The following is a 22,477-nucleotide window of genomic DNA, read 5'->3' on the forward strand; positions in this document are numbered from 1 at the left end:
TTGTTGCAAGGAGGATTTTTTTTAATGGCTGAAAACAATGAAAAGAACAACGATATGTTAAAGGCGCTTGACAGCATCAAGACCGTTAAGGTGGGCGATGTTGTTAAGGGTAAGGTATTGGCAATCGATGATGATCGCCAAGCTATCGTTGGTATTGAAGATGCAGGGGTTGAAGGTGTCGTCCCTGCTAAGGAATTATCAACCAAGCCAGTTGAAGACATCAATGATGCAGTTAAAGTAGGTGACGAATTAGACTTAGTTGTCATCTCTAAGATTGGTAACGATAAGGAAAATGGTAGTTACTTACTTTCTCACCGTCGTCTTGAAGCCCGGAAGGTCTGGGATGACATTCAAAAGAAGTTCGATGATGGTGAAACCATCACTGCCAAGGTTACGCAGGCAGTTAAGGGTGGTTTAGTTGTTGATGCCGGAGTACGTGGTTTCGTCCCTGCTTCAATGATCACTGATCACTACGTTGAAGATCTGAACCAATTCAAGGGCCAAGAACTTGAATTCAAGATCATCGAAATCGAACCAAGCGAAAACCGCCTGATCCTTTCCCACAAGGAAATTGTTAAGGCTCAGCACGAAGCAGCTGCTCAGAAGGTCTTCGCTGAATTACAACCAGGTGACGTTGTCGAAGGTAAGGTTGCCCGGATGACGAACTTCGGTGCCTTCATCGACCTCGGTGGCGTTGACGGCTTAGTTCACGTTTCCGAAATTTCCTACGACCACGTTGACAAGCCTTCTGATGTTCTGAAGGCCGGTCAGACGGTTAAGGTTAAGGTATTGAACGTTGACCCAGACCGCGAGCGGATTTCCCTGTCCATCAAGCAGACCCTGCCTGGACCATGGGATGACATCGAAGAAAAGGCTCCTGCTGGCTCAGTTCTGACTGGGACTGTTAAGCGCCTGACGAGCTTCGGTGCATTCGTTGAAGTCTTCCCTGGTGTTGAAGGTTTGGTTCACATTTCCCAAATCTCCCACAAGCACATTGCCACGCCAGCTGATGTGCTGAAGCCAGGTCAAGAAGTCAAGGTTAAGGTATTGAACGTTGACCCAGAACGGCAACGTTTAGGCCTGTCCATGAAGGCTCTGGAAGAACGTCCGAAGGGTGAAGACAACGACAACCGCGGTGGCCGTCGTCGTCCACGTCGGAACAACAACCGGAACGTCATGAACAACGCACCGGAAGAAGAAAGTGGTTTCTCAATGGGTGATCTGATTGGTGATCAATTGAAGAACCTGCGGAACTAATTTCCAATTAAGTTAAATCTTAGGGAGGCTGGGAAGAATGGTTTTCTTCCTGGCCTTTTATTTTGTAAAAAGGGGTGAAGAAGGATGGCAAATCCTGTTGTTGCAGTAGTGGGCCGACCGAACGTTGGGAAGTCGACCCTGTTTAACCGCATTGCCGGCGAACGAATCGCAATCGTGGAGGACACGCCGGGGGTCACCCGGGACCGGATCTACTCCCACGGTGAATGGTTGGGCAAGCATTTCAACCTGATCGATACCGGGGGAATTGAGATTTCCGACCAGCCACTGTTGACCCAGATTCGCCAGCAAGCGGAGGTGGCGATTGACGAAGCGGACGTCATCATCATGGTCGTGGACATTGAAAACGGGGTGACGGACGCCGATGAGCAGGTCGCTCGGATTCTCTACCGGTCCGACAAGCCGGTTGTCTTGGCGGTCAATAAGGTTGATAATCCAGAACGCCGCACCGATATCTATGACTTCTACTCCCTCGGCTTGGGCGAGCCCTACCCGGTTTCCAGTGTTCACGGGGTCGGTATGGGGGACCTGCTTGATGCCGTGATCAAGAAGTTCCCGGAGAACGCGGCCAATGACGATGATTCCAGTATCCACTTCAGCTTCATCGGCCGGCCAAACGTTGGGAAGTCATCGCTAGTGAACGCCATCTTGGGTCAAAACCGGGTGATTGTCTCGAACGTTGCCGGGACAACCCGGGACGCGATCAACACCACCTTCAAGGATGAGACGGGCCAGGAGTTCACGATGGTTGACACTGCCGGAATCCGCAAGAAGGGCAAGATCTATGAGAACACCGAGCGCTACGCCTTGATGCGGGCGATGCGGGCCATTGACGACAGCGACGTGGTCTGCGTGGTCCTAAACGCCGAGGAGGGTATCCGGGAGATTGACAAGCACATCGCCGGGTACGCCCACGAGGCCGGTTGCGGGGTGATCATCGTCGTCAACAAGTGGGACACCTTAAAGGATCGTGACCAGCGAACGATGACCGACTTTACCAACCTGATCCGGGCTGAATTCCAGTACCTGAGCTATGCACCGATCATTTTCGTTTCCGCCAAGACCAAGCAGCGTTTGAACAAGCTGCCCGGGATGGTCAAGGCCGTTGACGAGCACCACAAGCGGCGGATCCAGTCCTCAGTCTTAAACACGGTCTTGATGGACGCGATCGCCGCCAACCCGACGCCGACCCAGAACGGCAAGCGGCTGCGGGTTTACTATGGTACCCAGGTGGCCACCGAGCCGCCGACCTTTGTAATCTTCGTCAACGATCCGGAATTGATGCATTTTTCCTACCAGCGGTACCTAGAGAACCAGATTCGTTCGGCTTTTGACTTTTCTGGAACGCCAATTCACCTGATTAAGCGACGCCGGCAGTAAGGGAAAAATCCCGAGGTTAAGAAATGATGAAAATTGCCGTGAAAGTTGCGAAAAGCGCTTGCCAGTAGGGTTTCACTATGCTAACCTTAACATTGAAATGATACGAACTCCTCGTAATTATTTCGTTAATTTTGGACCACTCAAAATTAACATCCAGGAGTGCCGGACAACCGGTGCTGATGTGGGAGGTGAAATCAAATGGCAAACAAAGCAGAATTAGTAAGCAACGTTGCTGCTGCAACTGGTCTGACTAAGAAGGACGCTACGGCTGCTGTTGACGCTGTCTTCAGTTCAATCCAAGCTTCCTTAGCTAAGGGTGAAAAGGTTCAACTGATCGGCTTCGGTAACTTCGAAGTACGTCAACGTGCTGCACGGAAGGGCCGTAACCCACAAACTGGGAAAGAAATCCAAATTCCTGCAAGCAAGGTACCAGCATTCAAGCCTGGTAAAGCTTTAAAGGATGCTGTTAAGTAATTTAACAGTCTTAAGATAGAAAACGAGAAGGAAACTGATCCTTCTCGTTTTCTTTTTGGCTCAATCTCTGTTATCCTAACATTCGAAACATCATCGTACAGGGGGACGAAATTAGTGACCTATTCTGAAAAAATGCTTGATCAATTGCAAAAGGGCGACCTGGACGCGGCCCGCCACACCTTCCGGGCAGCCCTCGACCACGACAGCGACGACATGCTCTTTAGCCTGGGCGAGGAATTGTATGGTCTGGGTTTCTTGCGCCAGTCCCGGCGGGTCTACCTGAAACTGTTGGAACGCTATCCAGACGAGGACGAGCTGCGGACGAATCTGGCGACGATTGCCATTGACGAGGGGCACAACGACGAGGCCCTTTCCTACTTGGCCCAGGTTAAGCCCGGCTCGCCGGCCTACCTGGAGGCCCTGCTGGTGGCCGCCGATCTCTACCAGACCGAGGGCGAGCTGGAGGTTACCGAAGCCAAGCTTAAGGAGGCCGCTGGGCTGGCCCCAGACGAACCGGCCGTTCAATTTGCCCTGGCCGAGTTCTACTTCTTGGTGGGCCGGTTCGATGAAGCAATCGATTACTACTTCCAGTTGATCCGCAACGGCTACACCGCCTTTGCCAAGGTCGACATTGCGGGTCGGCTGGGGATGTGCTATGCCCAAAGCGGCCAGTTTAAGCAGGCCCTGGGCTACCTCCAACAGGTCAAGCCGGAGTACCGAACCAGTGATATCCGCTTCCAGACCGGTCTGACCCAGCTCCACCTCGGCCAGGTCGAGGACGCCATCACGACCTTGCGGGACCTGATCCACGATGACGACCAGTATGCTTCTGCCTACCCAGCCTTGGCCGACGCCTACTCCGCCCAGCGCAACTACCCACAGGCCCTGCGCGCGATCCAGGAGGGGCTCGGGGTCGACCAGTATAACGAGCGCTTCTACTCCCAGGCGGCGGAAATCGTCAGCCACCTAGGCGACCAGCAATTGATGGAAAAGTACCTGAAACGCGCCCACGAGCTGGATCCGGACAACCTGACGATCATTTTGCAGTACAGCAACTTCCTCCTTCACCAGCACAACGACAGTGCCAACATTAAGCTCTTGGCGCCGCTGATTAAGGAGGACGAGGTCGATCCGCAGGTTTACTGGAACCTGGCCCGTTCCTACCAGCGGACTGACCAGTTGGAACTGGCTGACAAGTACTACCATGCCGCGGCTAACAACTATCAGGATAATCCGACCTTCCTAAAGGAACTGATCGGCTTTGATCGTGAAATGGGGAAGACCAGTGAAATGCTGGCCGAGCTGCATCGCTACCTGGCGCTGGTCCCGACCGATGCCGAGATGCAGGATCTTTTGGACGAATACGAGGAATATTAAAAGGTTGTTTCCCACGTTATCTTTCTAATGTTTAAAAACAAAGGGAGGCTAAGAGAAAGTATTATTCTCTTAGTCCCCTTTTTACTTGAGCTGAAGGAGCAGGCGCTGGTAGTAGAGCAGTGAGGACGGGTCGAGCTTCAAGGCATCCATCAACTGGCGGTCGCTCCAGTCCTGGTGGGCGGCCAGCTGGGTGAGAATATAGCTCTGGTGGAGATACTTGGGCGCCAGGTGGAAGCCCAGGTAGGCCTCGTCCTGCTTGAGGTACTTGTGAAGGCCGGCATTGGTCAGGCGGGGATTATCCGGCTGGTAGCGCTGCTTCAAGAAGAGATCGGTGGAATTCTGCCGGGCTTGGAGCGGGTGGATGAATTCCTGGTAGCGCTGGTAAAAGGTGCGCTCGGCCGGACTGGACAATTCGACCTGGTCAAAGACCCGGGCAAATCCCGGTCGCAAGAACTCGCCGACGGTAAAGCCGTGCTTGCTGACCAGCAGCACCATCCGAGTGTAGTAGGTCAACTGGTCGTCGGCGAGAATGTCGTCCAGCTTGCCCAGCCACTTGGTATTGACCCGCTGGTTGGGATCGACCGCCCGGCCGTGCAGGGTCAGCGTCGGGTAGGTCGTGATCAGCTGGTGGGTAAAGAGGTAGCGAAAGTAGCGGTTGAGGTGGGAAAGAATCTTGTTATAGGTGCTGAGGGTGATCTTTTGCTGGGTGCGCAACGTATTGAAATAGTCCCGCACGTCGCTTTCGGTCAGGTTAGCCAGCCGCGGATCCCGCGCGAAGGCCGGACGATTAGCCCGCAGGTAGGCAAAAAAATTAGTCAGGCTGGTGTCATAGGTGTTGACCGTCAGCGGGGCCAGGTGTTGCGAATCGCGCAAAAAGTGCTGGAATTGTTTTTGGTAGGGATAGTCCATTCAGTTCACACCTTTCAAGCATTTATTTACTATAACTATATCACAAAAGAAGATTCGCCGAGGCAAAGACGATTTGCTATAATCGATTAGGAGATAATTAAAAGGACATGATCAAATGATACTAGAACACTTACCCGCAATCTTTACGCCGGCCCGACCGGTGCTGCAGCGGATTGAAGAGGCGGGCTTTGAAGCCTACTTTGTCGGGGGCTGCGTACGGGATACGATTCTTGGCGATCCGATTCACGACATCGACATTGCCACCAGCGCCTACCCAAGCGAGATCAAGGCGATCTTTAAACGAACCGTCGACACCGGGATCGAACACGGCACCGTGATGATTTTGGACCACGGGAATGGCTACGAGACGACCACTTTTCGGACTGAATCCGGCTATCAGGATTATCGCCGGCCAGATTCGGTAACCTTCGTTCGTTCCCTAGCCGAGGACCTGAAGCGGCGCGACTTTACGATTAACGCCCTGGCCCTGCGTGAAAACGGTCAGGTAATCGACCTCTTCCACGGCCTGCAGGATCTTGATAACCACCTGATTCGCGCGGTTGGGGACCCCAATGAACGTTTTCACGAGGATGCCCTGCGGATGATGCGGGCGGTCCGGTTCGCCGCCAAGCTCGACTTTAGAATTGACCAGCCGACACTTGCCGGGATCGAGCAAAACGCACCCCTGCTCAGCAAGATCGCGGTCGAACGGATCCAGGTTGAATTTGAAAAGCTGCTCCTGGGACAGAACCCGGTTGCCGGGCTGACGGACTTCCTGACGACGGGCCTCTACAAGTACTGTCCGGGACTCCAGAATGCCGGTGATGACCTGTCCGGCTTGCTGAAGCTTCGCGGCTGGAACCTGGAGAATTCCGCCCAGGCCTGGAGCTTGCTCTGCCTGCAGCTCGGCCTATCCGGAAAGGCGATCGCGGCCTTCCTCAAGCAGTGGAAGAATTCCAACGACCTGATTCGCCAGGTCAAAAAGATCCTGCCGGTGGTGGCGGCAATGCGTGACCACCAGCTGACACCCCTGGTCCTCTATCAGGCCGGCTGGGCCAGCGTCCACGATGCCAACCAGGTCGCGAAACTCTACGGCTGGGCCGTCCCGGATGCGGAGCTTAAAGCAGCCTATGAACAGTTGCCGATCAAGGATCATCAAGAACTGGCCGTCGACGGGCGAACGCTGATTCAGTCCGGCATCAAGCCGGGGCCGCGCCTGGGGAAGATTCTGCAGCGGATCACCCAAGCCGTCGTGATGGGCCAGGCTGTAAATGATCGCGCGGCCCTGTTACGGCTGGCACAGAAGTACAGTGAGAAAGAGGAATAGTTAATGCAAACAATGCGTGCGGAGGGCCTCACCAGTACCTACGGGGAGAAGACCCTCTTTGAAAATGTCAATTTTATTATTAATGAAAACGACCGAATCGGCCTGATCGGGGTCAACGGGAGCGGGAAGACCAGCCTGCTGAACGTGATTGCCGACCTGACCAGTCCAGAGGCGGGGTCGATCACCAAGCCTAACGACTATACGATCGGCTACCTCAAGCAGCAGCCGGACCTAGATCAGAATAAGACGATCATGGAAGCCATCTTTGAGGGGCAGCAGCCGGTCTTTAAGACCATCCGCGCCTACGAGGATGCCCTGGCAAAATTCAGTGCCCACCCGGAAGATCCGCAGGCCGTCGATCGCTACACCAAGATGCAAGCGAAGATGGACCAGGAAGACGCCTGGGAGGCCGATAGCCAGGTGAAGACGATCCTGACCCAGTTGAAGATCAAGGACACCAGCCAGCAAATCGCCAACCTCTCCGGGGGCCAGCAAAAACGGGTCGGCCTGGCCCAGGTACTGATTGAGCAACCCGACCTCTTGCTCCTAGACGAACCAACCAACCACCTCGACCTGGACTCGGTTGTCTGGCTCCAGGACTTCCTGAAGTCGTACAAGGGTGCCGTTCTTCTGGTGACCCACGACCGTTACTTCCTCGACCAAGTCACCAACCACATTTGGGAGCTCTCCTTTGGTCATCTTTACCACTACGAGGGGAACTATCAGGACTTTGTGGCTAAGAAGGCGGAACGGGTCGAACTGGCCCAGGAGACCGAGAAAAAGAACCAGCAGCTCTATAAAAAGGAGCTGGCTTGGATGCGGACGGGTGCCAAGGCCCGCAGCACCAAGCAGAAGGGGCGGATCAATCGTTTCCACGAGCTGGAAGGCAAGGTCGGTAAGCTGAAGACGGACGAGGACGTTTCGATCAACCTCGGCTCCCAGCGCCTGGGGAAGGACGTCATCGAATTTAAGAATGCCAATCTCACCCTCGGCGACCACCAGATCCTGCACGACTTCAACTGGCTGGTGACGGCCGGGGACCGGATCGGGATCACCGGGGAAAACGGGGCCGGCAAGACCAGCCTGCTGAACGTGATTGCCCAGCGGGTGCCCCTGGACAGCGGGGTATTAAAGATCGGCGAGACCGTCAAGCTCGGTTACTACACCCAGCAGACCGAGGGGGTCGACGACAACAAACGGATGGTTGAGTTTTTGACCGAGATTGCCGACAACGTCACCGAAAAGGACGGCAACAAGATCAGCGTCACCCAGCTCCTGGAGCGCTTCCTCTTCCCGCGGTTCATGCATGGCACCCTGATTCGCAAGCTCTCCGGGGGAGAAAAGCGGCGCCTCTACCTGCTCAAGATCCTGATGCAACAGCCAAACGTCCTGCTGCTGGACGAACCGACCAACGACCTCGACATCGGCACGCTGACCGTTCTCGAAGATTACCTGGATCACTTTGCCGGCACGGTGATCACGGTTTCCCACGACCGTTACTTCCTGGACAAGGTGGCCGATAACCTGCTGATCTTCCACGGCAACGGCGACATCCAACGCTACACCGGCTTCTTTACCGACTACCTTAAGGAGGCCCAGCAGGCTCAAGCAGCCAGTCAGGCGGCGAAGACCACTGCCAAAAAGGCCACCAAGAAGGAATCGGCCAGCCAGGCGGCCAAGCCGAAGAAGAAGACCAAGCTGACCTACGCCGAAAAGCTGGAATGGGATCACATCGATGAGGATCTCGACCAGCTCGACACCCAGCAAAAGGAGATTGAGCAGCAGATGGCGGCCGCGGCCAGTGACTACACCAAGCTAGCTGACCTCCAAAAGCAGCTCGATGCCGTCAAAAAGCAGGTGGACGAGAAAACCGCCCGCTGGGAGTACTTAAGTAATTTCATCGACGACTAAAACGCATTAAAGCAGCAATTAAAGCACCATCACTAACCCCAAGAGCAAGTGACGATGCTTTTTTCTTGGCCAATTGTGCGATAAGATATCAACGGAAAACAAATTAAAGGAGTTTTTGGTAATGGCAGAAAATGCAAACGAACAGCAATACCTCGACCTGGCGCGCTACGTCCTGGAGCACGGCCACGAAAAGAGCGACCGGACGGGGACGGGAACGCGGTCGGTCTTCGGCTACCAGATGCGCTTTGACCTCAGCAAGGGCTTCCCGATCCTGACGACCAAGAAGGTGCCCTTTGGCCTGATTAAGAGCGAACTGCTCTGGTTCCTGCGTGGTGACACCAACATCCGCTTCCTCCTCCAGCACCACAACCATATTTGGGACGAATGGGCCTTCAAGAAGTGGGTCGAAAGCCCCGAGTATCAGGGACCGGACATGACCGACTTTGGCCACCGCTGGCTCAAGGATCCGGAATTTAAGAAGCAGTACCTGGCCGAGAAGAAGGCCTTCTGCCAACGGGTTTTGGATGATGAAGAATTTGCCAAGAAGTATGGCGACCTCGGCCTGGTTTACGGCAGCCAGTGGCGGCACTGGAAGACCAGCCAGGGGGGAACGATTGACCAAATCGCCAACGTCATTCACCAAATCAAAACGACGCCGGATTCGCGGCGGATGATCGTTTCGGCCTGGAATCCCGAGGACGTGCCGTCGATGGCCCTGCCACCGTGCCACACGATGTTCCAGTTCTACGTCAACGAAGGGAAGCTCTCCTGCCAGCTCTACCAGCGCAGTGCGGACATTTTCCTGGGCGTGCCGTTCAACATCGCTAGCTATGCCCTGTTGACCCACATGATTGCCCACCAGTGCGGCCTGCAGGTTGGGGACTTTGTTCATACCCTTGGGGATGCCCACATCTACCTCAACCACCTCGATCAGATCAAGACCCAGCTGGCCCGGACGCCCCACACGGCACCGCAGCTGATCCTGCCGGCGGAACCGAAGCCGATCGACCAGTACCAGATGGATGACATCAAGTTGGAGGGCTACACCCACGAACCGGCCATCAAGGCCCCGGTTGCCGTCTGAGGTGGTGCCGATGACGAAAGTAAGCTTTGTTTGGGCGGAGGACTTGGACGGCTGGATCGGTAAGGACAATGCCCTGCCCTGGCACCTGTCAGCCGACATGCGCCATTTCAAGGCGGTCACGATGGGCCACCCGATTGTGATGGGGCGGGCAACCTTTGAGTCGATTGGCCGACCGCTGCCCCACCGACCCAACATTGTCCTGACCCACAACGATTTGAATGTTTCGGGCCTGACCGTGGTCCACGACCTCACCCAGCTGCGGGCGCTGATTGATCAGCAGGCGGCGACAACGGAAGTCTGCATCATCGGTGGGGCCGGCGTTTTTGCGGCCACCCTGCCGCTGGTGAACACCCTGCACCGGACAATCATCAACGGCCACTATCACGGGGACGTAAAAATGCCACCGGTCGATTACTCCCGGTGGCAGCGTTTGAGTCGGCGCCCGGTGGTCGAAAATGACCAACCGGTCTGCTGGTTTGAAGAATGGGTCCTAGACGAAAAACAGGATTGAGAAGTACATGAAGCCGGTTCCCACCAGGACGAAGACGTGCCAGATCAGGTGGGTGTAACGTGTCGGCCGGCTGTAGAGCAGGGCGCCCAGGGTGAAGGTAATTCCGCCGGCGAGCAGGAGCCCGAAGCCAACCGGACCGAGGGCTTCCCAGAGCGGCACGAAGGCAAAGAGACACAGCCAGCCCATCAGGACGTAGATCAGGGTTGACCACTTGCTCTTGTGCTTGAGCCAGATGCTCTTGTAGACCACCCCGAGGACAGCCAGTCCCCAGATGATTCCAAAGAGGGTCCAGCCCGCCCAGCCCCGGATGCTGACTAGGCAGTAGGGGGTGTAGGTCCCGGCGATCAGCAGGTAGATCATTGAATGATCAAAGATCCGAAAAAGGTGCCGGGCCCGGGTGAAATAGAGGGCGTGAAAGAGCGTCGACGAGAGATAAAAAAGGGTGAGGATACTGCCATAAATTGTGAAGGTGACGATCCGCATTGGACTGCCGGTGTGGACGGCCCGGATGATTAAAAAGACCAGGCCGGCGACGGCGAGGCCGAAGCCGACCCCATGGGTGATTGCGTTACCAATCTCAATAAGGATTTCCTGTCGGTTCTGCGGACGATACGATGGACGTGCTGCCAATCTGATTACCCCTTTCTGTGCGATCAGCGATGAATTCTGTGGTGATTTTTGCTATACTAATGGTTGATTAGCAATAAATTTAATCAACCGATTCTAAGAAAAGTGTGTATAATAGTTTTATAAACTTTGCATCTAGTTTCGAAGACTAGATTAATTATAACATAAACATACATGCAGGGAGAGTGGATTTTTCCATGGCAAAAGTAAAAATTGTTTGTGATTCTTCCGCCGGCTTGACCGAGGAAGACATTCAAAAATATAACATTACAATTATTCCCCTGACCGTGATGATTGATGGAACGGTCTATACTGAGCGGGAGACGATCACTAACGATCAATTCCCGGAGATGATGAAGAACGCTAAGAGCCTGCCGAAGACGTCTCAGCCGCCGATCGGTAAGTTTGTCGATGCCTTCGACAAGCTCGGTGAGGACGGCAGCGAGGTCCTGTGCGTGACCATGATGGCCTCCATTTCCGGGACGGTTCATGCGGCCGAGCAGGCGGCGGAACTGTCCAAGACCAAGGTAACGGTCTACGACTCACAGACGACCGACCAGGGGATGGCCTTCCAAATCGTCGAGGCGGCCCAGGTATTGGAGAACGGCGGGACGGTGGAAGACGCCGTCGCCAAGATGAAGGATGTCCTGGCCAAGAGCAAGCTTTACCTCGCCATTGACAACCTGAAAAACCTGGTTGCCGGCGGTCGGATCAGCAAGTTTGCCGGGGCGCTATCCAGCCTTTTGAACATCAAGGTGATGCTCCAAGTCTACGACGGTGAGATCCACGTCATCATGAAGGGCCGGGGTACCAAGGCGATCCACAAGGAATGGGACCAGATCCTGGATGAAATGGCCAAGGGGCCGAAAGTCAAGGCAATTGGGATTTCCCACGTCCAGGCGGACAAGGAGGTTAACCGGCTCAAGGAGGGCCTGGCCAAGATTTATCCGGATGCTAAGATCATCGTGCGTGAAACCGTGCCGATCATTGCCACTCATACCGGCCTGGGCGCTTGCTGCCTGTTGTACTACACTGAATAAAATAATCCAAAACGAAATGCGGTCAGCGAATAACACGGCCGCATTTTATGTTAGGGGGCTAAAAGAGGGATGAAGAAGAAATGGTGGCTAGTGGTGATCCTGATTGTGGTGCTGGCCCTTGGCGGTGGCTGGTTCTATTTCAATCGGGCAACGCCAAGCGCTAAAGAAGACCAGGTTCAAACGCCGCAATACGTGGAGAAAAAGCACGTCAAACTGGTGGCGCTGGGTGATTCCCTGACGCACGGCCAGGGGGATGAAACCAACAATGGTGGCTACGTCGGCGTCATCAAGAAAAAGATTGAGCACCATTACCAACAGACGACGGTAACAACGGTTAACTACGGGGTCAGTGGTGACCGCTCCGACCAGATTCTGGACCGGCTCAATTCGCAAAAGCAGATCCGCTCCGACCTGGCCGATGCCGACGTGATCACGATGACCGTCGGCGGCAACGACCTGATGCAGCACCTGGAGGCCGACGCCTTGGAGTCACCGAAGAAGATTTCAACCGATGTCGACAGCGCGGAGAGCAGTTACCGGAAGAAACTGCACGCGCTCTTTAGTGCCGTGCGTAAGCAGAATCCGGACGCGCCAATCTTTGTGATGAGCATCTACAACCCCTTCTACACCTACTTCCCGGACGTCACGACGATCAGCGATGCCGTTGCCAAGTGGAATCAGACGACCACCAGCGTGATGGGAGATTATCAGCAGATGTACTTTGTTGACATCAACCACCTGATGTCGTACGGTCAGTACAAGACGGCCGCTTCCCGCCAACACCTGGTGGCGGCGGAAAAGAAGGCCAATGGCGGCAAGGTGAGTCAGGGCAAGGTTGCCGACGTGATGAATGAAAAGGATCACAACATCAACGATTATATTTCAACCGACGACAATTTCCACCCTAACCACCGCGGCTACGAACAGATCGCCAAGAAGCTGTTTACGGCGATGAAGGAACATAATTCTTGGGAATACACAAAGAGGTAAGCAAGCAATGAAAGAACAGAAAAAGACGATCAATTACTGGAAGTGGGCCTTCTTCGTCCTCCTGGCTGCAATCCTGATTAGCGGTGGGGTCGTCATCTCCAAGGCCACGGCGCCCAGTCCGCGACCCGAGATGACCCAAACGGTGGCTGCCAAGGACACTTCCGTGACGGTCGAATTAAACCGTAAGCAGGTCAACGCCCTTTCCGCCAACTATCTGAACCAGTTTTTGAAAGGCCAAAAGATCAAGTATCACTTCCTGGTCGGCAAGCAATACGCGACCCTGGTGGGCGACACTAAGTTCATGGGGGTCAAGATTCGGTTTGCCATTAACTTTGTTCCGGAGAGGACGGCCGCGGGCAACGTCCTCCTGCGGGCGAAGGGACTGGCGGTTGGCCGACTCAACATCCCGATCAAGTTTGTGATGGGCTACATTGCCAAGAACTACAACATTCCCAACTGGGTCTCCATCGATGCCAAGCACAAGACAATCCTGCTTGACCTGAACCGTTACAGCAAGCACCATTCACTGAAGTACTCGGCCCAGGAGATTAATATGGAGACCGGGCGCTTCAAGTTCCTGATTACGGTGCCAACCAATAATAACTAGGGGGAATCAAGATGCGCGAAAGCTTTTATCGTTACCTAATGACCCAGCGCAACCCAAATGGGGCCGATGAGGTGCAGCAATTTGCCAACAACGCCTTTTTGGACAGCGCCTTTCCCAAGCAGTCAACAGACTTTGACGAACTTTCTAAGTACCTGGAAGAGAACGCTGACTACCTGCCGTCGATGACCATCTTCGACACGGCCTGGCAGCGTTACCTGGATGCAATGAACTAAAGGAGGAAGAAATTTGGCAGTAATTCAATGGTTCCCCGGACACATGGCCAAGGCCCTGCGGCAGATCCGCGAGCAGATGCCGCTGGTCGACATCGTCTTTGAACTGGTCGACGCCCGGGTACCGTACTCATCGCAAAATCCGGAAGTCGCCCTTGCCGCCGGCGACAAGCCGCGGCTTTTGATCATGACCAAGACCGACCTGGCCGATGCTGACCGGCTCAAGGAGTGGCTGGACTACTTTGCACAAAAGGGACAACCGGTCCTGGCCCTGGACTCCCGCCGGCAGAACGTGGCCAAGCTGGTGACCGCCAAGAGCAAGGAAATCCTGCACGATAAGCTGGCCGAGGAGGCGGCCAAGGGAATGAAGAAGCGGCCGATCCGGGCGATGTGCGTGGGGGTACCAAACGTCGGTAAGTCGACCCTCCTGAATCACCTGGTGAAGAAAAACGTCGCCGCCACCGGCAACCGGCCGGGGGTAACGACCGGCCAGCAGTGGCTTCGTTCCTCGGCTGAATTGGAACTGCTCGACACGCCCGGGGTTCTCTGGCACAAGTTTGCCAGCCAAAAGCAGGGGCAGATGCTGGCCCTAAGCGGGGCAATCAAGGATAGCCTCTACCCAAAGGATGACGTGGCCCTCTTTGCCCTCAAGTACCTGCGGGCTCACCAGCCGGAGATGCTGAAGAAACGCTACCGGCTGACGGACGCCGACCTGGACGAGGCGGTTACTGATCCCGATCTCCTGCTTACAATTACCCAGAAGCTGGGGATGCGCGACGACTACGACCGAGCCAGTGAACGGCTGATCTTTGACCTGCGGAAGGGCAAGCTCGGCCCGATCACGATGGAGGTTCCGGCCGACCTGAATGAGGATGGGATCAATGAGTGAGACGATTCGCCAAATCAAGGACCGCCTGGCGGCCATCACCAACCCGGCCGACCCCTATGTTATTGCCTTGCGTGACGATCCGCGCAAGGGGGTCCAGCAAGCCCTTGCCCAGCACCAGCGCAGGTTGGAACGACAAGCCGCGGCACTAGCGGCCTTCCACCAGCGCTTTAGGTACGAGCAAGCCCTTTGGCAGCGGGGCTGTACCTACGTTGCCGGAATGGACGAGGTCGGGCGAGGCCCCTTGGCCGGCCCGGTGGTTACCTGCGCCGTCATTCTCAAGCCGTCCTTTGACCTGGTCGGGGTGACCGACTCCAAGCAGCTGACCAAGCATGAGCGTGAGCAGCTCTACCTGCAGATCGTCAACGAGGCCGTCGAGGTCAGCATCGCGGTCAACGATCGGGAGGCGATCGACCGGTTGAACATCTACGCGGCAACCCAGGACGCAATGATCCGGGCGGTCAACAACCTTCATCACCGGCCCCAGCACCTGATTGTCGACGCGGTGCCCCTCAAAATCCCGATCCCGCAGACGACCCTGATCAAGGGGGACCAGAAGAGCATCAGCGTCGCGGCGGCCAGCATTGTCGCCAAGGAATACCGGGACCACCTGATGCGCGATTACGACCGGGTCTACCCCGGCTACGGCTTTGCAGAAAACATGGGCTACGGAACCAAGGAGCATCTGGCTGGCCTCGCCAAGTACGGGGTAACGCCGATCCACCGCCATTCCTTTAGCCCGGTTAAAAAATATTTAAATTAATAAAGTATAATTTGCCAAAAGTCCCGTACTTAATAAGTAGGAGGCTTTTTTTATGTTATCAAAACGCGAATTCTTATTACGACTGAGTCTGTGCCGCGGCCTGGGACGGGTCAGCAAGTACCATCTCTGGCAGGCTGCACAACAGCACCAGTCTTTTACCCAAATGGACCACTTGGTCAACGAAGTATCACTCAGCATCCGCGCTCGGACGGCCCTGGAGAACAATTGGGCCAGTCAGGCGCTCGACCAGGCAGTGGCCGCCAACCAAACGCAGCCTTTCATTACCCTGGTTGACGATGCCTACCCGAGTCAGCTCAAGGAAACCTATTGCCCGCCGCTGGTGCTCTTCTATGCGGGCAATCTTAAACTATTGCAGTCCCCGATGCTGGGCGTCGTGGGGGCCCGTGACGCCTCATCCTATGGGGTCAGCGTGCTCCGCGGCTTTTTACCCGAAATCGTCAAGCACCGGCTGGTCGTGGTCAGCGGCCTGGCCCGGGGAATCGACGGGCTCAGCCACCAGGTGACGCTCGACTGTGGCGGCATGACGGTCGGGGTGATCGGCTGCGGGCTCAACCGGTGCTACCCGGCCGAAAACCGCGGGCTCCAGTCCCGGGTCGCCAAAGAGGGCTTGGTGCTGACCGAATACGGTCTGGGCGAACCCCCACTGGCCTTCCATTTTCCAGAGAGGAACCGGATCATTGCGGGCCTCTCCCAGACGCTTTTGGTGGTCGAGGCCAAGCGGCGCAGCGGCAGCCTGATCACGGCCAACATCGCCCTGGACGAAAATCGCAACGTCTGTGCGGTCCCGGGACGGATCGATACGATTCGCTCTTTGGGCACAAACGAGCTGATCGCTGCCGGGGCCAAACCAATTTTGCGGGCCCAGGATCTGCTCGATGAATTTGCCTAGGACAAGATATTTTTGGAAAAAGGCTTTTCGGATTTGACAGACAATGGTTAAATGGGCTAATAATAGATAGAAGAAAATCATCATAAAACGTGAGGAGCCTACTTTATGGCAACCAAAACAACAGCAAGTAAAACAAGCAAGAAGACGACGAAGAAGCGCACCACCCGGCGGGCCAAGCCCAAAAAGAAATTGGTGATCGTCGAATCGCCGTCGAAGGCGAAGACGATCGGCCGCTTTTTGGGCCGGTCCTACAAGGTGGTCGCCAGCCTCGGCCACGTCCGCGACCTGCCCAAGAGCCGGATGGGGGTCGACGTTGAAAACAACTACCAACCGGACTACATCTCAATCCGGGGCAAGGGGGACGTCATCAAGGAACTGCGCAAGGACGCCAAAAACGCCAAGGCGGTCTACCTGGCATCGGACCCCGACCGGGAAGGAGAGGCCATTGCCTGGCACGTTTCCAACATTCTCAAGCTGGACGACAAGGACAAAAACCGGGTAACCTTCAACGAAATCACTAAGGACGCGGTCAAGGAGGCCTTTAAAGAACCCCGGACGATCAACATGGACCTGGTCGATGCCCAGCAGGCACGGCGGGTCCTCGACCGGCTGGTGGGGTATTCCATCAGCCCGATCCTCTGGAAGAAAGTTAAGAAGGGGCTCAGTGCCGGCCGGGTCCAGTCCGTGGCCCTCAACTTGATCATCAAGCGGGAAAACGAGATTAAAAACTTCCAACCGGAAGAGTACTGGACGATCGATGCTGAATTCCAGCACGGCCGGGATAAGTTTAGTGCCAGCTTCTACGGCGAAAACGGTAAGAAGCTGCCCCTTCACAACAACGCGGCTGTTCAGGCGGTCTTAGGCAAGCTCGACCGGCGCAAGAACTTTACGATTACCAAGGTGACCCGGCGCGAACGCAAGCGACTGCCGCAACCGCCTTACACGACCTCGACCATGCAGCAGGATGCCAACCGGCGCCTGAATTTCCGGACCCGGAAGACGATGATGGCGGCCCAGATGCTTTACGAAGGGATCGATATCAAGGAAGGGGCCCCGGTTGGACTGATTACCTACATGCGGACGGACTCAACCCGGATTGCCTCAATCGCCAAGCATGAGGCCTCCCAGTTTATCCATGAGCAGTACGGTGGCGACTTTGCGGCCGTCAAGCCGGTCAAGGGCAAGCTGCCGGAGGGGGCCCAGGACGCCCACGAGGCGATCCGGCCGACCTCGGTCTACCGGACCCCGGCCAAGATGAAGCCCTACCTGACGAACGACCAGTACAAGCTCTACAGCCTGATCTGGTCCCGTTTCGTAGCCAGTCAGATGACCGCCCAGGTGGTGGACACGATGACGGTTGACCTGGAGCAAAACAAGGTCGATTTCCGGGCCACCGGTTCTAAGGTTAAGTTCCCCGGCTTTACCAAGGTTTACAAGCGGGGGGAGGAAAAGGATAACCTCCTGCCGGACTTAAACGAAGGCGACGCGGCCAAGATGGTCAGCGACAACCCGGCCCAGCACTTTACCCAGCCACCAGCCCGCTATACCGAAGCGGCCCTGATCAAGACCCTGGAGCAAAATGGGGTGGGCCGGCCGTCAACCTACGCGCCGACCCTGGACACGATCCAGCGGCGGTACTATGTGCGGCTGGTTTCCCGGCACTTTGAACCGACGGAACTCGGCGAGATCGTCAACCAGATCATTGAAAAGCAGTTCCCAGAGATCGTCAACGCCAAGTTTACCGCTGACGTCGAAGGGGAATTGGACCAGGTTGAAGCCGGCAAGCGCAACTGGGTCAAGGTGGTCGACGGCTTCTACCAGCCCTTCTCCAAGGAGGTCAAGGACGCCGAGGACCAGGTCGCCAAGATCCAGATGCGTGACGAGCTGGCGGGGATGGACTGTGAGATCTGCGGGGCCCCAATGGTGGTCAAAATGGGGCGCTACGGCAAGTTCTATGCCTGCTCGCGCTTCCCGAAGTGTCGCAACACCAGGGCAATCGTCAAGGATACCGGCGTGACCTGCCCGAAGTGTCACCAGGGGACCGTCGTCGAGCGCAAGTCCAAGAAGAACCGGGTCTTTTACGGCTGCTCTCGTTATCCGGACTGCGACTTCGTTTCCTGGGACAAGCCAATCGGCCGGGACTGCCCAAAGGATGGGCACTTCCTGGTTGAAAAGAAGGTCAAGGGTGGCAAGCAGGTTGTCTGCCCGAATGGAGACTACAAGGAAGAAATTCAGAAGTGAAAACTTTTACGTAAAAATTTACTATTTTACCAGTAAAGATTGATTGAAAAGGCTTTCCTAATCTGCTATCGTGCACTTAGGAGCTTTTTTAGCATTATGATGATAAACGCTTAGCAATGGAGGATGATCGTAATGATTTCTTTGCACAATGATCAGTTGACGGTGGAAATTAATGAGCTGGGTGCCCAGCTGCACAGCATCAAGCGCCAGGGGGAGGCAACCGAGTACCTCTGGCAGGGGGATGCGGCCAGTTGGGGACGGCAGGCGCCGATCCTCTTTCCCTTTGTTGGTCGTCTAAAGGATGATCAGTACGTCTTTGAGGGACAAACCTACCACCAGACCCAGCATGGCTTTGCCCGGGACCGGCGTTTCGCCGTAGTGGAGCAGGAAAGCGACCGGGTAGTCTTCGAACAGCACGACGACGAGCAGACGCGGGCGGCCTTTCCCTTCGCCTTTCGTCTGTTCGTCACCGTGGAATTAGTATGGGATTCCGTTCACGTTGACTACCGGGTCGAAAATCCGGATGGTCAGCGCACCCTGGTGTACGCGATCGGTGCCCATCCGGGATTTAACATGCCGCTGACGGCTGGGCAAGACTTTGATCAGATTCAGCTGAGCGTCGACCCGGCCGGGGAATACTCCCGGATCGTTCTAGATGGCCCTTACAATGATTCCAACCATCCGCAATTCATCGACATGACCAAGCCACTGACGCTGAACCACGAGCTCTTTGCCCATGACGCCGTGATCTTCAAGACCGCGGGCAGCAACTTCACCGCTACCTTGCACGACCCGGCCGGTCAGCACGGGGTCAGCGTCACCACCCGTGGGACCCAGTACGTCGGCGTTTGGTCCGCCTACCCAGCCAAGGCGAACTTTGTCTGTGTTGAACCCTGGTGGGGGATCGCTGACAACGTCAACGCCGATGGCCAGCTGCTCCATAAACAGGACATGCACCGGCTGGCACCGGGACAGACGGCCGACTACCGCTTTAGCATCCGGCCGTTCTAACTTGAGAAAAATAAAAAGCCTTGATCGCTATTGCAGCGATCAAGGTTTCTTTATTTCTGGTGATGTTCACGCAGGTAGTGGCCCAGCCCGAAGCCAACCATCGACTCCGTTCCGGCAAAGATGCGTTTAATGTTGCTGCGGTGGCGATTGAGAACCACCAGGGTCAAAAAGCCGGACACCAGGGTCAGGATCCAGTCCTGTTCACACAGGGCAATCACGAAGACGGCACTGATGCCGATGATGCTGGCACAACTGGCCATGCTGGTGAGCAGCAGGGTGGTGATGAAAATCAGGCAGGCGATCCCGAAAAGCGGCGGGTTGTAGGCCAGCAGGATCCCGGCACTGGTTGCCACCGCCTTGCCCCCGTGGAAGTGGTCAAAGACCGAGGCGGTGTGACCCAGCGAAGCGAAAAGCCCGATCAAGAGGGGGTTGACGGTTGCACTAACGCCCCAGAAGTAGGGCTGACAGGCGGCCAGGGTTCCCTTGAGCACGTCCATGAAGAGGACGACGGTTCCCGCCTTGGGCCCGAGGGTTCTAAAGGTGTTGGTGGTCCCAATGTTGCCGCTGCCGAGTTTACGGATATCCTTGTGATAAAAGATTTGGCCGATCCACAGCCCCGAGGGGATCGACCCCAGCAGGTAGGCCACGACGACCATGATGATAATTTTGAATGTCATTTAAATTTGCTCCTCACTGATAATTGCATGGGTGCCCATCAAGAATAGCATGAAAGCGGCCGTTGTGCTACCGCATTTTCGAAGGCAGTTTGCGAAATTGGCTAGTTTTGCGTATTATTTAAGATGTTGCTTTCGCAGGTTGGAAAGAATTTGCGTTCGCTAAATAGCAATGCTAAAATATTTTTATCGAACATATGTTTATGTCCAACAAACAATGTGATAAATGGGAGGTCATTTTGTGACCACGAAGAAAGTAAAATATGATGATTCCTCCATTCAGGTCTTAAAGGGCTTGGAAGCAGTTCGCAAGCGGCCGGGGATGTACATTGGCTCGACCGACGCCCGGGGGCTTCATCACTTGGTATATGAAATTGTCGATAACGCGGTAGACGAGGCCCTTTCCGGCTACGGAAAGGAGATCAGCGTCACGATTGAGGCCGACAACGCGATTACGGTTCAGGACCATGGGCGGGGGATGCCCGTGGGGATGCACGCCTCCGGGAAACCAACGCCGGAAGTCATCATGACCGTCCTGCACGCCGGCGGGAAGTTTGGCCAATCCGATGGCTATAAGACCTCGGGGGGCCTGCACGGTGTTGGGGCCTCGGTCGTCAATGCCCTGTCGACCCACCTGACGCTGACGATCGTCCGGGATCACCAGCGCTACCGGGAAATCTTTAAAGACGGGGGCCAGCCAGTCGGGACCCTCAAGAAATTAGGCAAGACCACGGCCGGCAACGGGACGACGGTCTCCTTCAAACCGGACCCGAAGATTTTTACGACGACGGTCTACGATTACAACACCCTGGCCAACCGGCTGCGCGAATCAGCCTTCCTGCTCAAGGGGATCAAAATTATCCTGACCGATAAGCGGCCGGGACAGGAAAAACAGGACGTCTTCCAGTACGAGGATGGAATCCAGGAGTTCGTGTCCTACCTCAACGAGGGCAAGGACACCCTGGGGAAGGTCCTCTACTTTGATGGCAAGCAGGATGGCGTCGAGGTTGAGGTGGCGGCCCAGTACAACGATGGCTATTCCGAAAACCTGCTGTCCTTTGTCAACAACGTCCGGACGCCGGACGGGGGGACTCACGAGGCTGGCTTCCGCAGCGCCTGGACCAAGACCTTCAACGAATACGCCAAGAAGGTCGGCCTGCTGAAGGCCAATGGTAAGAATCTGGAGGGGAGCGACGTCCGCGAAGGGCTAACGGCCGTGGTTTCCGTCCGGATTCCGGAACGCCTGCTCCAGTTTGAAGGCCAGACCAAGGACAAGCTGGGGACTCCGGAGGCCCGCAAGATCGTTGACTCAATCGTCAGTGAGCAGCTGAACTACGCCCTGATGGAGAACGGCGATTTTGCCCAGATGCTGATCAAAAAGTCGCTCAAGGCCCGCGAAGCCCGTGAGGCCGCCCGTAAGGCCCGTAACCAGGCCCGGGGTGGCAAGCGGCGCAGCAAGAAGGAACGAAACCTTTCCGGCAAGCTGACACCGGCCCAGTCGAAGAACGCCAAGAAAAACGAGCTCTTCCTAGTCGAAGGGGACTCGGCCGGCGGTTCCGCCAAGCAGGGCCGTGACCGCAAGTACCAGGCAATCCTGCCGTTGCGGGGCAAGGTTCTCAACACCGAAAAGGCCAAGCTCGACGACGTTTTGAAAAACGAGGAGCTCAACACCATCATCTACACGGTGGGTGCCGGGGCCGGCTCCGAATTCAACGTCGAGGACTCCAACTACGACAAGATCATCATCATGACCGATGCCGATGACGACGGGGCCCACATTCAAATCTTGCTGCTGACCTTCTTCTACAAGTACATGCGGCCGATGATCGAGGCGGGCAAGGTCTACATCGCCCTGCCGCCGCTCTACCGCCTGCAGCAGGGCCGGGGGGCCAAGACGAAGATCACCTACGCCTGGACCAACGATGAACTGACGGCCCTTACCAAGTCAATGGGGAAGACCGCTTCCCTGCAGCGCTTCAAGGGGCTCGGTGAGATGAACGCCGACCAGCTCTGGGAGACGACCATGAATCCGGAAACGCGGACCCTGATTCGGGTACGGATCGAGGATGCCGAGCTGGCCGAGCGCCGGGTCACGACACTGATGGGCAATAAGGTTGAACCGCGGCGGGAATGGATCGAGGATCACGTCCAGTTCACCCTCAGCGACGACCAGGAGTCGGACCAGCTGGTGGAGAGCAAGGGGCAATTAAACCCGAACAAGTAATAATCCAGAGACTGAAGGAGATTCAG

The 22,477-nt window shown here is 55.8% G+C and carries 21 protein-coding genes; 18 read left to right on the forward strand and 3 right to left on the reverse strand.

The genetic code is table 11. The annotated features are described in order from the left end of the window. The first annotated feature begins 24 nt into the window (after positions 1-24). From rpsA to LKE23_RS01435, 4 genes are all read left to right on the forward strand, one after another. Positions 25-1,257, forward strand: coding sequence for a 30S ribosomal protein S1 (gene rpsA / locus LKE23_RS01420; RefSeq protein WP_291977727.1), 1,233 nt, complete (start codon positions 25-27; stop codon positions 1,255-1,257). An 84-nt stretch (positions 1,258-1,341) separates the two neighbouring features. Then, positions 1,342-2,655, forward strand: a complete 1,314-nt coding sequence (gene der / locus LKE23_RS01425) for a ribosome biogenesis GTPase Der (protein WP_291977729.1) — start codon at positions 1,342-1,344, stop codon at positions 2,653-2,655. A gap of 198 nt (positions 2,656-2,853) precedes the next feature. Continuing rightward, positions 2,854-3,129 carry an HU family DNA-binding protein gene (locus tag LKE23_RS01430; RefSeq protein WP_057808260.1) on the forward strand — a complete coding sequence of 92 codons (276 nt, stop codon included), beginning with the start codon at positions 2,854-2,856 and terminating at the stop codon, positions 3,127-3,129. Between the two features lie 114 nt (positions 3,130-3,243). Next, positions 3,244-4,506: a tetratricopeptide repeat protein gene (locus LKE23_RS01435; protein ID WP_291977735.1), complete on the forward strand. Its 1,263-nt coding sequence runs from the start codon at positions 3,244-3,246 to the stop codon at positions 4,504-4,506. An 81-nt stretch (positions 4,507-4,587) separates the two neighbouring features. Here the strand turns inward: LKE23_RS01435 and LKE23_RS01440 are convergent, their stop codons facing one another. Then, positions 4,588-5,415, reverse strand: a complete 828-nt coding sequence (locus tag LKE23_RS01440; protein WP_291977737.1) for a site-specific integrase — start codon at positions 5,413-5,415, stop codon at positions 4,588-4,590. A gap of 115 nt (positions 5,416-5,530) precedes the next feature. Between LKE23_RS01440 and LKE23_RS01445 the strand changes: the two genes are divergently transcribed. The 4 genes from LKE23_RS01445 (at position 5,531) to LKE23_RS01460 (ending at position 10,248) form a co-directional block, all read left to right on the forward strand. Then, the gene (locus LKE23_RS01445; protein ID WP_291977739.1) at positions 5,531-6,742 is read left to right on the forward strand and encodes a CCA tRNA nucleotidyltransferase; all 1,212 of its coding nucleotides are present in this window, start codon (positions 5,531-5,533) and stop codon (positions 6,740-6,742) included. A 3-nt stretch (positions 6,743-6,745) separates the two neighbouring features. Then, the gene (locus LKE23_RS01450; RefSeq protein WP_291977740.1) at positions 6,746-8,653 is read left to right on the forward strand and encodes an ABC-F family ATP-binding cassette domain-containing protein; all 1,908 of its coding nucleotides are present in this window, start codon (positions 6,746-6,748) and stop codon (positions 8,651-8,653) included. Positions 8,654-8,774: 121 nt separating this feature from the next. Beyond that, the gene (locus LKE23_RS01455) at positions 8,775-9,737 is read left to right on the forward strand and encodes a thymidylate synthase (protein ID WP_291977743.1); all 963 of its coding nucleotides are present in this window, start codon (positions 8,775-8,777) and stop codon (positions 9,735-9,737) included. Between the two features lie 10 nt (positions 9,738-9,747). Further along, positions 9,748-10,248: a dihydrofolate reductase gene (locus tag LKE23_RS01460; RefSeq protein WP_291977745.1), complete on the forward strand. Its 501-nt coding sequence runs from the start codon at positions 9,748-9,750 to the stop codon at positions 10,246-10,248. Here LKE23_RS01460 and trhA read toward each other — a convergent pair. Then, on the reverse strand, positions 10,228-10,878 hold the full coding sequence (trhA, locus tag LKE23_RS01465) for a PAQR family membrane homeostasis protein TrhA (protein WP_291977746.1): 651 nt from the start codon (positions 10,876-10,878) through the stop codon (positions 10,228-10,230). The genes LKE23_RS01460 and trhA overlap by 21 nt on opposite strands. 194 nt (positions 10,879-11,072) lie before the next feature. Here trhA and LKE23_RS01470 point away from each other — a divergent pair, with 194 nt between their 5' ends. The 9 genes from LKE23_RS01470 to LKE23_RS01510 all read left to right on the forward strand — a co-directional run bounded on the left by LKE23_RS01470 (position 11,073) and on the right by LKE23_RS01510 (position 19,553). Further along, complete coding sequence (locus LKE23_RS01470) at positions 11,073-11,915, forward strand: DegV family protein (protein ID WP_267201843.1); 843 nt, start codon at positions 11,073-11,075, stop codon at positions 11,913-11,915. Between the two features lie 69 nt (positions 11,916-11,984). Continuing rightward, the gene (locus LKE23_RS01475) at positions 11,985-12,905 is read left to right on the forward strand and encodes an SGNH/GDSL hydrolase family protein (RefSeq protein ID WP_291977747.1); all 921 of its coding nucleotides are present in this window, start codon (positions 11,985-11,987) and stop codon (positions 12,903-12,905) included. A 7-nt stretch (positions 12,906-12,912) separates the two neighbouring features. Beyond that, positions 12,913-13,512, forward strand: coding sequence for a YpmS family protein (locus LKE23_RS01480; RefSeq protein WP_291977748.1), 600 nt, complete (start codon positions 12,913-12,915; stop codon positions 13,510-13,512). Positions 13,513-13,523: 11 nt separating this feature from the next. Further along, on the forward strand, positions 13,524-13,745 hold the full coding sequence (locus LKE23_RS01485; protein WP_267201840.1) for a YozE family protein: 222 nt from the start codon (positions 13,524-13,526) through the stop codon (positions 13,743-13,745). Between the two features lie 13 nt (positions 13,746-13,758). Beyond that, positions 13,759-14,631 (forward strand): ribosome biogenesis GTPase YlqF, encoded by an 873-nt coding sequence (gene ylqF / locus LKE23_RS01490; RefSeq protein ID WP_291977749.1) that lies wholly within the window; start codon positions 13,759-13,761, stop codon positions 14,629-14,631. Next, positions 14,624-15,391 carry a ribonuclease HII gene (locus tag LKE23_RS01495; protein WP_434737604.1) on the forward strand — a complete coding sequence of 256 codons (768 nt, stop codon included), beginning with the start codon at positions 14,624-14,626 and terminating at the stop codon, positions 15,389-15,391. Before ylqF ends, LKE23_RS01495 begins: the two co-directional genes overlap by 8 nt. Positions 15,392-15,443: 52 nt before the next feature. Then, the gene (gene dprA / locus LKE23_RS01500) at positions 15,444-16,301 is read left to right on the forward strand and encodes a DNA-processing protein DprA (protein WP_291977751.1); all 858 of its coding nucleotides are present in this window, start codon (positions 15,444-15,446) and stop codon (positions 16,299-16,301) included. 105 nt (positions 16,302-16,406) lie between these two features. Next, on the forward strand, positions 16,407-18,542 hold the full coding sequence (gene topA / locus LKE23_RS01505; protein ID WP_291977752.1) for a type I DNA topoisomerase: 2,136 nt from the start codon (positions 16,407-16,409) through the stop codon (positions 18,540-18,542). Positions 18,543-18,674: 132 nt separating this feature from the next. After that, entirely contained in the window at positions 18,675-19,553 is an 879-nt protein-coding gene (locus LKE23_RS01510) for an aldose 1-epimerase family protein (RefSeq protein ID WP_291977753.1), read from the forward strand. A gap of 50 nt (positions 19,554-19,603) precedes the next feature. On the opposite strand, the gene plsY is transcribed toward LKE23_RS01510, so the two are convergent. After that, positions 19,604-20,230: a glycerol-3-phosphate 1-O-acyltransferase PlsY gene (plsY, locus tag LKE23_RS01515; protein WP_291977754.1), complete on the reverse strand. Its 627-nt coding sequence runs from the start codon at positions 20,228-20,230 to the stop codon at positions 19,604-19,606. 223 nt (positions 20,231-20,453) lie between these two features. Here plsY and parE point away from each other — a divergent pair, with 223 nt between their 5' ends. After that, a complete protein-coding gene (parE, locus tag LKE23_RS01520; RefSeq protein ID WP_291977755.1) occupies positions 20,454-22,451 on the forward strand; it encodes a DNA topoisomerase IV subunit B in 1,998 nt (665 codons plus the stop codon). Positions 22,452-22,477: the final 26 nt, after the last annotated feature.

Source organism: Limosilactobacillus sp., from assembly GCF_022482365.1.
In the GTDB taxonomy this organism is placed as follows: domain Bacteria; phylum Bacillota; class Bacilli; order Lactobacillales; family Lactobacillaceae; genus Limosilactobacillus.

Bases quoted from the DNA above. Each gene is read 5' to 3' on its own strand.
- rpsA (WP_291977727.1), top strand. From the start codon at position 25: ATGGCTGAAAACAATGAAAAGAACAACGATATGTTAAAGGCGCTTGAC.
- der (WP_291977729.1), top strand. From the start codon at position 1,342: ATGGCAAATCCTGTTGTTGCAGTAGTGGGCCGACCGAACGTTGGGAAG.
- LKE23_RS01430 (WP_057808260.1), top strand. From the start codon at position 2,854: ATGGCAAACAAAGCAGAATTAGTAAGCAACGTTGCTGCTGCAACTGGT.
- LKE23_RS01440 (WP_291977737.1), bottom strand. From the start codon at position 5,415: ATGGACTATCCCTACCAAAAACAATTCCAGCACTTTTTGCGCGATTCG.
- LKE23_RS01445 (WP_291977739.1), top strand. From the start codon at position 5,531: ATGATACTAGAACACTTACCCGCAATCTTTACGCCGGCCCGACCGGTG.
- LKE23_RS01450 (WP_291977740.1), top strand. From the start codon at position 6,746: ATGCAAACAATGCGTGCGGAGGGCCTCACCAGTACCTACGGGGAGAAG.
- LKE23_RS01455 (WP_291977743.1), top strand. From the start codon at position 8,775: ATGGCAGAAAATGCAAACGAACAGCAATACCTCGACCTGGCGCGCTAC.
- LKE23_RS01460 (WP_291977745.1), top strand. From the start codon at position 9,748: ATGACGAAAGTAAGCTTTGTTTGGGCGGAGGACTTGGACGGCTGGATC.
- LKE23_RS01470 (WP_267201843.1), top strand. From the start codon at position 11,073: ATGGCAAAAGTAAAAATTGTTTGTGATTCTTCCGCCGGCTTGACCGAG.
- LKE23_RS01475 (WP_291977747.1), top strand. From the start codon at position 11,985: ATGAAGAAGAAATGGTGGCTAGTGGTGATCCTGATTGTGGTGCTGGCC.
- LKE23_RS01480 (WP_291977748.1), top strand. From the start codon at position 12,913: ATGAAAGAACAGAAAAAGACGATCAATTACTGGAAGTGGGCCTTCTTC.
- LKE23_RS01485 (WP_267201840.1), top strand. From the start codon at position 13,524: ATGCGCGAAAGCTTTTATCGTTACCTAATGACCCAGCGCAACCCAAAT.
- LKE23_RS01495 (WP_434737604.1), top strand. From the start codon at position 14,624: ATGAGTGAGACGATTCGCCAAATCAAGGACCGCCTGGCGGCCATCACC.
- dprA (WP_291977751.1), top strand. From the start codon at position 15,444: ATGTTATCAAAACGCGAATTCTTATTACGACTGAGTCTGTGCCGCGGC.
- topA (WP_291977752.1), top strand. From the start codon at position 16,407: ATGGCAACCAAAACAACAGCAAGTAAAACAAGCAAGAAGACGACGAAG.
- LKE23_RS01510 (WP_291977753.1), top strand. From the start codon at position 18,675: ATGATTTCTTTGCACAATGATCAGTTGACGGTGGAAATTAATGAGCTG.
- plsY (WP_291977754.1), bottom strand. From the start codon at position 20,230: ATGACATTCAAAATTATCATCATGGTCGTCGTGGCCTACCTGCTGGGG.
- parE (WP_291977755.1), top strand. From the start codon at position 20,454: ATGGGAGGTCATTTTGTGACCACGAAGAAAGTAAAATATGATGATTCC.